The organism is Stenotrophomonas sp. YIM B13575, assembly GCF_042787595.1.
GTDB lineage: Bacteria > Pseudomonadota > Gammaproteobacteria > Xanthomonadales > Xanthomonadaceae > Stenotrophomonas > Stenotrophomonas lactitubi_B.
Map to the genome: position 1 here is coordinate 1 of NZ_JBHZOP010000144.1, position 9,506 is coordinate 9,506.

At 66.8% G+C, this 9,506-nt stretch carries 8 protein-coding genes; 6 read left to right on the forward strand and 2 right to left on the reverse strand.

Translation table 11 applies throughout. From position 1 onward, the window contains the following. Positions 1-250 precede the first annotated feature (250 nt). From ACFX4F_RS18865 to ACFX4F_RS18885, 5 genes are all read left to right on the forward strand, one after another. Positions 251-1,426 carry a phosphoglycerate kinase gene (locus ACFX4F_RS18865; RefSeq protein ID WP_099820848.1) on the forward strand — a complete coding sequence of 392 codons (1,176 nt, stop codon included), beginning with the start codon at positions 251-253 and terminating at the stop codon, positions 1,424-1,426. Then, the gene (locus ACFX4F_RS18870; protein ID WP_380657793.1) at positions 1,423-2,091 is read left to right on the forward strand and encodes an HAD hydrolase-like protein; all 669 of its coding nucleotides are present in this window, start codon (positions 1,423-1,425) and stop codon (positions 2,089-2,091) included. Before ACFX4F_RS18865 ends, ACFX4F_RS18870 begins: the two co-directional genes overlap by 4 nt. A gap of 181 nt (positions 2,092-2,272) precedes the next feature. After that, positions 2,273-3,739, forward strand: a complete 1,467-nt coding sequence (pyk, locus tag ACFX4F_RS18875; protein ID WP_089236630.1) for a pyruvate kinase — start codon at positions 2,273-2,275, stop codon at positions 3,737-3,739. A 195-nt stretch (positions 3,740-3,934) separates the two neighbouring features. Further along, complete coding sequence (locus tag ACFX4F_RS18880) at positions 3,935-4,939, forward strand: class I fructose-bisphosphate aldolase (protein WP_100460198.1); 1,005 nt, start codon at positions 3,935-3,937, stop codon at positions 4,937-4,939. 136 nt (positions 4,940-5,075) lie between these two features. After that, entirely contained in the window at positions 5,076-6,188 is a 1,113-nt protein-coding gene (locus tag ACFX4F_RS18885) for an ABC transporter substrate-binding protein (protein WP_380657796.1), read from the forward strand. 74 nt (positions 6,189-6,262) lie between these two features. On the opposite strand, the gene ACFX4F_RS18890 is transcribed toward ACFX4F_RS18885, so the two are convergent. Then, complete coding sequence (locus tag ACFX4F_RS18890) at positions 6,263-6,859, reverse strand: O-acetyl-ADP-ribose deacetylase (protein ID WP_099820852.1); 597 nt, start codon at positions 6,857-6,859, stop codon at positions 6,263-6,265. A gap of 320 nt (positions 6,860-7,179) precedes the next feature. Continuing rightward, positions 7,180-8,139: a cysteine synthase A gene (cysK, locus tag ACFX4F_RS18895; RefSeq protein ID WP_099820853.1), complete on the reverse strand. Its 960-nt coding sequence runs from the start codon at positions 8,137-8,139 to the stop codon at positions 7,180-7,182. Between the two features lie 209 nt (positions 8,140-8,348). Between cysK and ACFX4F_RS18900 the strand changes: the two genes are divergently transcribed. After that, on the forward strand, positions 8,349-9,332 hold the full coding sequence (locus ACFX4F_RS18900; protein ID WP_099820854.1) for a LysR family transcriptional regulator: 984 nt from the start codon (positions 8,349-8,351) through the stop codon (positions 9,330-9,332). Positions 9,333-9,506 lie beyond the last annotated feature (174 nt).

The following is a 9,506-nucleotide window of genomic DNA, read 5'->3' on the forward strand; positions in this document are numbered from 1 at the left end:
TGTGGGTTGGCAGGGGTGTGAGCCGCATGGATGCGGCGACCAAGCCTCCATGGACGGATTCACGGCGTCCCCTGCCAACCCACACCGCCCCGGCCCACCCACAGCACCACGAAGCGCCAGCGCTCTGGCCGTTGCTGTTGCTGTTGCCGTTGCACCTGCTGTTGCCTCTGCCTGCCGCAGGCATCGCCACCCGATACAATGACCATCTGCCGCAAACCGGCATCCCATCTCCAGAGCCAAAGAGTTGCCCATGTCCATCGTCCGCATGACCGACCTCGACCTCTCCGGCAAGCGCGTGCTGATCCGCCAGGATCTGAACGTGCCGATCGAGAATGGCCGCATCACCTCCGAACAGCGCATCACCGCTTCCCTGCCGACGCTCAAGCGCGCGCTGGAGCAGGGCGCGGCGGTGATGGTCACCTCGCACCTGGGCCGCCCGAAGGAAGGCGTGTGGAGCGAAGCCGATTCGCTGGCGCCGGTGGCCGAGCGCCTGTCGGTGCTGCTGGGCCGCGAAGTGCCGCTGGTGCGTGACTGGGTCGACGGCGTCGACGTGCAGCCGGGCCAGCTGGTGCTGCTGGAAAACTGCCGCATGAACGTCGGCGAGGGCAAGGACGATGAAGCCCTGTCGAAGAAGTACGCCGCCCTCTGCGATGTGTTCGTGATGGATGCGTTCGGTACCGCGCACCGTGCGCAGGCATCCACCCATGGCGTGATCCGTTTTGCCCCGGTCGCTGCCGGTGGCCCGCTGCTGATGGCCGAGCTGGATGCGCTGGCACTGGCACTGGACGCACCGGCCAAGCCGCTGCTGGCCATCGTCGCCGGCAGCAAGGTCAGCACCAAGCTGGAACTGCTGGCCAACCTGGTCGGCAAGGTCGACCAGCTGATCGTCGGTGGCGGCATCGCCAACACCTTCATCGCGGCGGCCGGCTACAAGGTCGGCAAGTCGCTGTACGAGCCGGACCTGCTGGATACCGCGAAGAAGATCGTGGCCGACGCCAAGGCGCGCGGTGCGGACATCCCGCTGCCGGTGGACGTGGTCACCGCCAAGCAGTTCCTGCCCGACGCGGTCGCCGAAGTGAAGGCCGTCGATGCGGTGGCCGAGGATGACCTGATCCTGGACATCGGCCCGCAGACCGCCGCGCAGTACGCAGAGCTGATCCAGAAGGCCGGCACCGTGGTCTGGAACGGCCCGGTCGGCGTGTTCGAGTTCGAAGCCTTCAGCAAGGGCACCGAAGCGCTGGCCCGCGCCATCGCCAGCTCGCCGGCGTTCTCCATCGCCGGTGGTGGCGACACCCTGGCCGCGGTCGACAAGTTCGACATCGCCCAGCAGGTCAGCTACATCTCCACCGGTGGCGGCGCCTTCCTGGAATTCCTGGAAGGCAAGACCCTGCCGGCCGTCGCCGCCCTGGCCGCGCGCGGCGCATGAGCGTCGACCTGCGGGTGGACGGAGAAGCGCGTGCAACGCTCTTCTTCGACATGGACGGCACGCTGATCGATTCGGAAGTGGGCATCACCACCTGCATCGCCTATGCGCTGCAGAAGATGGACCACCCGGTGCCTCCGCAGGAAACGCTGCTGGGCTGGATCGGTCCGTCGCTGCGCACCACCTTCGCGCCGCTGTTCGGGGATGCCGACCGGGTCGAGCAGGCCGTGGCCTTCTATCGCGAGCGCTTCGACGTGGAAGGCTGGCGTGAGCACACCATCTATCCGGACATCGAAACGGTGGTACGTGCGTTGCACGAACGGGGTCACCGTTTGGCCGTGGTCACCGCCAAGAACGAACCGCATGCCCGCCGCATCGTCGAGCATCTGCCGTTTGGTGATCTGTTCGAGGACGTGATCGGCTCAACGCCCGATGGCTCGCGCAGCAGCAAGCCGCAGCTGGTGGGCGAGGCGCTGCACCGCCTGCAGCTGGCGCCGGAAACCTGCTGGATGATCGGCGACCGCCGCATGGACATCGAGGGCGCACGCCACCACGGCCTGCGCAGCGTCGGCGTGCTGTGGGGCTTTGGTGGCGAGCAGGAGCTGACCGAGGCCGGTGCCGGGCAGCTGGCCCGTGATCCGGCGCAGCTGCTGGCATTGCTGGCCTGAGGTAGACGATGGCGCGCGCCGGGCCTTGCCCGGCGGCGTTTCCGCCGCCATCGACCAGCGTATGTCCGGAACATGTCCGTGCGATGTCCCGCAGAGTCAGACAGCACAAGGCTGTAACCGTATACATGGGACGTGAAGGATGTGCTAATTTCCGTCCTTTAACGGGAGAGGCCCATCCATCATGTTCGAGCGTCAGCGTCGCACCAAGATCCTTGCCACCCTCGGTCCGGCTACCGATCCGCCGGGCGTGCTGGAGGATCTGTTCCGCGCCGGCGTCAACGTGGTGCGCCTCAACTTCAGCCACGGTGACCCGTCCGGCCAGGCCAAGCGTGCCGCCGATGTGCGCGCCGCCGCGCAGCGTGTGGGCGTGGAAGTGGGCATCCTGGCCGACCTGCCGGGCCCGAAGATCCGCATCGAGCGCTTCGCCGAAGGCAAGGTGCATCTCAAGGCCGGCGACCGTTTCGACCTGATCGCCAGCACCAATGCCGGCCCCGGCGATGCCACCCAGGTGGGCGTGAGCTACCTCGGCCTGCCGCAGGACGTGACCGCCGGTGACGTGCTGCTGCTCGACGATGGCCTGATGCAGCTGCAGGTGGTGGAAGTGCAGGGCGAGCGCATCATCAACACCGTGCTCAATGACGGTCCGTTGTCTGATCGCAAGGGCCTGAACAAGCAGGGCGGTGGCCTGTCGCTGGGCGCGCTGACCGAGCGCGACAAGGAACTGATCGGCATCGTCGCCAAGATCGGCGTGGACTTCATCGCCGTGTCGTTCTGCCGCAACGCGCAGGACATGAATGATGCACGCGAGATCGCCGAATCGCACGGCTGCTACGCCGCGCTGGTGTCGAAGATCGAGCGCACCGAAGCCATCGAGAACCTGGAAGAGATCGTCGACGCCAGTGACGTGGTGATGGTGGCGCGTGGTGACCTGGGCGTGGAAATCGGCGATGCCGAGCTGCCGGGCCTGCAGAAGAAGATCATCAAGGCCTCGCTGGCGCAGAACAAGGTGGTGATCACCGCCACGCAGATGCTGCAGTCGATGGTCGAAAGCCCGATCCCGACCCGCGCCGAAGTGCTGGACGTGGCCAACTCGGTCATCGACGGTACCGATGCGGTGATGCTGTCGGCCGAAACCGCCGCCGGTGCGTATCCGGTCAAGGCGGTCGAAGCGATGGCGCGCATCTGCCTGGGCGCCGAGCGCCAGTTCCAGACCGAGACCGACTTCGGCGCCTCGCCGCGCAACCTGGAACGTGCCGACCAGGCCATTGCCATGGCCACCATGTTCCTGTCCCAGCACGTGGGCGTGCGCGCGATCGTGGCGATGACCGAATCCGGTGGTACCGCCCGCTACCTGTCGCGCTTCCGTGCCTCGGCACCGGTGTTCGCGGTCACCCGCCACGACGGCGCACGCCGGCAGATGGCGCTGATGCGCGACGTGTTCCCGATCAACTTCGACAGCCGTGGCTTCACCCCGCGCGAAGCCGCACGCGGCAGCATCCGCCTGCTGGTGGAAGGCGGCATGCTGCAGGCCGGCGACCGTGTGGTGTTCACCAGCGGTGAGCACATGGAAACCCACGGCGCGACCAATACCCTGCGCCTGCTGGAAGTGGGCGATGACGGCCGCGCCAGCGGTCTCGGCGACCTGTAAGACGTATCGCGTCGGGTCGGAGCCGCTGCGCGGGTCCGACCCGGGGTCAGATCCCCGAAGGGGCTCTGACCCGATCCGGCAGGACATTTCCTGTCCCGCACAGACAGTGGAACCGGTTCCATCCGAGCCTCCACGTCGGGGCAACGGGTAGCGGGGCTATACTTACGTTTTTCCCGCACCCGCCACAGGAAGTACATGAGCATCGAACAGCTGGCTGAAACCGCCCAGGCCATGGTTGCCCCGGGCAAGGGCATCATCGCGATCGACGAATCCACCGGTACCATCGCCAAGCGCTTTGCCAGCGTCGGCATCGAGAACACCGAAGAGAACCGTCGCGCCTACCGCGAACTGCTGCTGACCACGCCGAAGCTCAACGAGCACATTTCCGGCGCCATCCTGTACGACGAGACCATCCGTCAGTCGACCAAGGACGGCGTGCCGTTCGCCAAGTACATGGCCGACCACGGCATGATCCCGGGCATCAAGGTGGACAAGGGTGCGCACCCGCTGGCCGGCTGCCCGGGCGAGCTGGTCACCGAAGGCCTGGACGGCCTGCGTGAGCGCCTGCAGGAGTACTACAAGCTGGGCGCGCGCTTCGCCAAGTGGCGTGCGGTCATCAACATCGGCGAGAGCATTCCGTCGGGCACCTGCATCGAGTCCAACGCGCATGCGCTGGCCCGCTATGCCGCGCTGTGCCAGGAATGCGGCCTGGTGCCGATGGTCGAGCCGGAAGTGATCATGGACGGCGAGCACGACATCGAGACCTGCTACGAAGTCACCGAAGCCACCCTGCGCTCGCTGTTCGACGCGCTGTACCAGCAGAACGTGCTGCTGGAAGGCACCATCCTGAAGGCCTCGATGGTCATCTCCGGCAAGGGCTGCGACGAGCAGGCCGACGTCGAGGAAGTGGCCGAGTCGACCGTGATGTGCCTCAAGAGCACCGTGCCGGCGATCCTGCCGGGCGTGGTGTTCCTGTCCGGCGGCCAGAGCGATGAGCAGTCCACCGCCCACCTCAATGCCATGAACCAGATGGGCCACCTGCCGTGGCCGCTGAGCTTCTCCTATGGCCGCGCCATGCAGCAGGCGGCTCTGAAGCTGTGGGGCAAGGACATGAAGGGCAACTACGCCGCCGCGCAGAAGACCGTCTACGAGCGCGCCAAGGAAAACGGCCAGGCCGCGCTGGGCAAGTGGAACGGCTGATCCGTCGTTCCGCAGCATGAACTGAACAGGGCAGCGCCGGCATCATGCCGGCGTTTGCTTTTGCCGGTATCGTTGCCGCCTCCCGCACGCCAGGCCAGTGCGTGGGGGCATACATGGAAGGCCAAGGAGAAAAAACATGCGTATTACCGCAATCACGCTGGCCGTTGCCACGGTGCTGGCTGTCGGCGGCTGCAACCGGATGGGTGGCAGCCCGGACGTGGGCAAGGCCCCCTCGCTGGAGTTCGACAAGCCGGTATCCGGCGAAATCACCTCGCGCAGCGGCGTCAATTTCAATGATGGCAGCCACCATCAGCTGTACCAGCTGAAGCTGGACGACAAGCAACTGGTCGGCATCAAGTTGACCGGCGCGCTGCGCGGCTCGATCGCCGTGTTCAACAATGGCGTGCTGGTGGCCAGCAGCAGCTCGGGCTACGAGCGCGGCGACGACGTCTCGCTGGCATTCCGTGCCAATGGCACCGGCAGCTACCAGGTAGCCATCAATGCCGACGGCCCGTCCGCCTTCGGCCCGTACCGCCTGCGCGCCGAGAAGCTGGTGCCGTATGACGGCAAGCCGATGGTGGCCGAAGGCGAGATCGTCGACCTGCTGGTCTCCAAGTCGCAGGATTACACCCTGCAGGTGGACAAGGCCGGCATGTACGAGATCCGCCTGGAATCGGATGCGTTCGATACTGTGCTGAAGCTGGACGGCAACGGCGCACAGTCGGAAAACGACGACGGCGGTGACGGCACCAATTCGCGTATCGGCATGCCGCTGGAACCGGGCAAGTACACCCTGCGCGTGCGCAGCCTGGGCGAAGACGGTACTGGCGCCTTCAAGCTGACCGCCAAGCGCACCGAGCTGCCGGCCAACATGGTCATGCGTGATGGCACCACCCTGCCGAACTCCGGCAGTGTGTTCGCCATGCTCGATGGCGAAGGGCGCCGCCGCTTCCTGCTGAGCCTGCCGCGTCCGGCGGATGTGCGCCTGGACGCGATTTCCAGCCAGGTGGATACGGTGCTGCGCGTGGTCGGTTCGAACGTGGAGCTGGTGGACGACGATGGTGGCAATGGCACCAACGCACGCCTGGAAGAATCGCTGCCGGCCGGCCACTACACCGTGGACGTGTCCAGCCTGAGCGACGAAGCGGGCATGGTGGAAGTGCGCGTGCAGGTCGACGGCGCTGCTTCGGCCGCGGCATCGGCGGCTGCTACGGCGGCGGCCGACGCTGCCGCCGAAGTGACGAACTGACGCTGTCGCGACGGATGTAAACGAAAAGGCCGGGCAATGCCCGGCCTTTTTTCTTCCACACGCCCCGCATTGTTTCAATGCGCCGGCACGAATCCGGTATCGCCCAGTGGCGGCAGCAGCGACCCGCGCCCACTGTCGGCGACCTGACCCGCGGCCGTCAGCGCCTGCTGGTAGGCCTTGGCGGTCGCCGTGTTGAACGCCACCAGCACGATCCGCATCGGTTGGGCGTGGCTGCGCTGCCAGGCCAGTGTTTCGGTTACCGCGATCTGCGCCGCCTGGTACAGCGGATAGCCATACACCCCGCAGCTGATGGCCGGGAACGCGATCGACTGCAGGTTCAGCGATTCGGCCAGCTGCAGTGACTTCCAGTAGCAGTTCGCCAGCAGTGCCGGCTCGTCGCGCTGGCCGTCGTGCCAGACCGGGCCGACGGTGTGCAGTACGTGCCGTGCCGGAAGCGCATAGGCATCGGTTGCGCGCACCTCACCGGTCGGGCAGCGCACACCGGGGCGCAGCTCCGGCAGACGCTCGCACTCGGCCAGCAGGCCGGGGCCGGCCGCACGATGGATCGCGCCGTCGACACCGCCGCCACCGAGCAGTGATTCATTGGCCGCGTTGACGATCGCATCCACCGCCAGGGCCGTGATGTCGCCCTGCCACACTTCGATCTTCATGCGTCCGTCTCCTGCCTGTAGTTGTTGCGCGCCGTGCCCACGCTGGCTGCACCCGCATCTTGCGGGACAGGGCATCGATGCTGCGTCATGACCGTCTCACGCACTGCGATCCGCCCTGTTCATGCACGATGGCCGGCAGTGCCTTCACGCAGGCTGAAGCGAGCGCCGCAGGCGGCGAAACGAAAGTTTCCGAAGCGGTCTGCTTCTGATTCCCTGGAGAAACGGTCCGCTTGCAACGGCAATGCCCAGTCAGGATTACCCAAATGGAAACGCCCACCGCGAGGGTGGGCGTCATCCTGCTGTCATCGACAACGCGGTGATCAGGGCAGACCGGCCAGCCAGTCGTCGTCGGAACCTTCATTGACATCGGCGAACAGCGGCGTGGAGAAGTAGCGTTCACCGGTGTCCGGCAACATCGCCAGGATCACCGCGCCCGGTTCAGCGCGATCTGCCACGTCCAAAGCGCTGGCCACGGTGGCACCGGCGGAGATGCCGACGAAGATGCCTTCCTCTGCCGCCAGCCGGCGGGCGGTGGCGATCGCGCGGTCGTCTTCCACGGTCACCAGTTCGTCCACCACATTGCGGTTGAGCACATCGGGCACGAAGTCCGGGGTCCAGCCCTGGATCTTGTGCGGCTTCCAGTCGTCGCCCTTCAGCAATGCGGCGCCGGCCGGTTCGGTGGCGATGATGCGGGTGTCCGGGCGGGCGACCTTCAGCACCTCGCCGACGCCGGTCAGGGTGCCGCCGGTTCCCCAGCCGCTGACGAAGTAGTCCAGCCGCTTGCCGGCGAAATCACGCAGGATCTCCGCAGCGGTGGTGTTGCGGTGGTAAGCCGGGTTGGCCGGATTGGCGAACTGGCTGGCCAGGAACCAGCCGTGCTCCTCGGCCAGCTCGCGCGCCCTGCGCACCATGCCGCTGCCGCGCTCGGCGGCCGGGGTCAGGATGACCTTCGCACCGTAGGCACGCATCAGCTTGCGGCGTTCCACCGAGAAGGTCTCGACCATCGTCGCCACGAACTTGTAACCGCGTGCGGCGGCCACCATCGCCAGGGCGACGCCGGTGTTGCCCGAGGTGGCCTCGACAATCGTGTCGCCCGGCTTGAGCAGGCCACGCTGTTCGGCATCGAGGATGATCGCCAGCGCCAGGCGATCCTTCACCGAGCCGCCCGGGTTGAAGGATTCAACCTTGGCGTACACGGTCACGCCCTGCGGCGCCAGCCGCTGCAGCTTGACGATGGGGGTGTTGCCGATGGTGTCGAGGATGGAGTCGTACAGGGCCATGGGAGCGCTCCAGGAACAGGCCGCGCCGGGCTCGGCGGGCATAAGGGAAGAAGGCTGGCTGTTCAGGCCAGCGGCTGCCGGCTGACCGTAGCGCCGGCATATGACGCCCGGAAATGACCAGATACCTTTCTTAAACAACCTTTGGTTATAAGCTGGTGACGGCAATTGACCCTAGAGTGGACCTCCGCCCCCCACATCGCCCGCCTGCCATGACGCTGACCCAGCTGCGCTACCTGGTTGCCATCGCCGACGCCGAGCTGAACATCACGCTCGCCGCCTCGCGCGTGCATGCCACCCAGCCCGGCCTGTCCAAGCAGCTCAAGCAGCTGGAGGACGAACTGGGCTTCCTGCTGTTCGTACGCAAGGGGCGCAGTCTGGAGTCGGTCACCCCGGCGGGTACCGAAGTGATCAGCCGCGCCCGTGCCGTGCTGTCAGAGGCCAACAACATCCGTACCTACGCGGCCAACCAGCGCCGCGAGAGCCAGGGCCAGCTGATCCTGACCACCACCCACACCCAGGCGCGCTTCGTGCTGCCGCCGGCGGTGTCGCGCATCAAGCAGGCCTATCCCCAGGTCAGCGTGCACCTGCAGCAGGCCGGTGAGGCCGATGCGCTGGACCGGCTGAACCAGGGCGATGCCGACATCGCGATCATCAGCACTGCAGGCAGCGAACCCACCGATGGCATCGCCGTGCCGCTGTTCCGCTGGCGCCGGCTGGTGGTGGTGCCCAAGGGGCATCCGTTGGACCGCGCCGGCCGCGCACCGGACCTGGCGGCGTTGGCCCGCCAGCCGCTGATCAGCTACGAATCCTCGACCCGGCCCAACTCTTCCTTGCAGCGCGCCTTTGCCGCGCAGAGCCTGGTGCCCGATCTGGCGCTGACCGCGCTGGACGCGGACCTGATCAAGACCTATGTGCGCACCGGTCTGGGGGTGGGGCTGCTGGCCGAGATGGCGATCAGCGCCAACGATGAAGACCTGCGGGTATGGCCGGCGCCGGCGCCGATCACCGAGTGCATTGCCTGGGCGGTGCTGCCGCGCGACCGGGTGCTGCGTGATTACGCGTTGGAGCTGGTGCATGTGCTGGCCCCGCAGATCGACCCGCGCGACCTGCGGCGGGTGCTGGATGGCAACCAGGCTGCGGCCTGGCCGGTGCCGCCGACCTGGGAATCGCTGACCCAGACCATCACGGTGTGAGGGTTGGTCGAGCAGGGCTGCGCCCTGCACCTGCTACCGGCCGGAGCAACAGCAACAGCAACAGCGTGCATTCCGTGGGGTGGCGGGGCGGTGTCGGAGTGCGGGGACGCCGCAAGTACGTCCCTGTAGGCTTGGCCGCGGCATCCATGCCGCGGACACCCCGCACTCCGACAC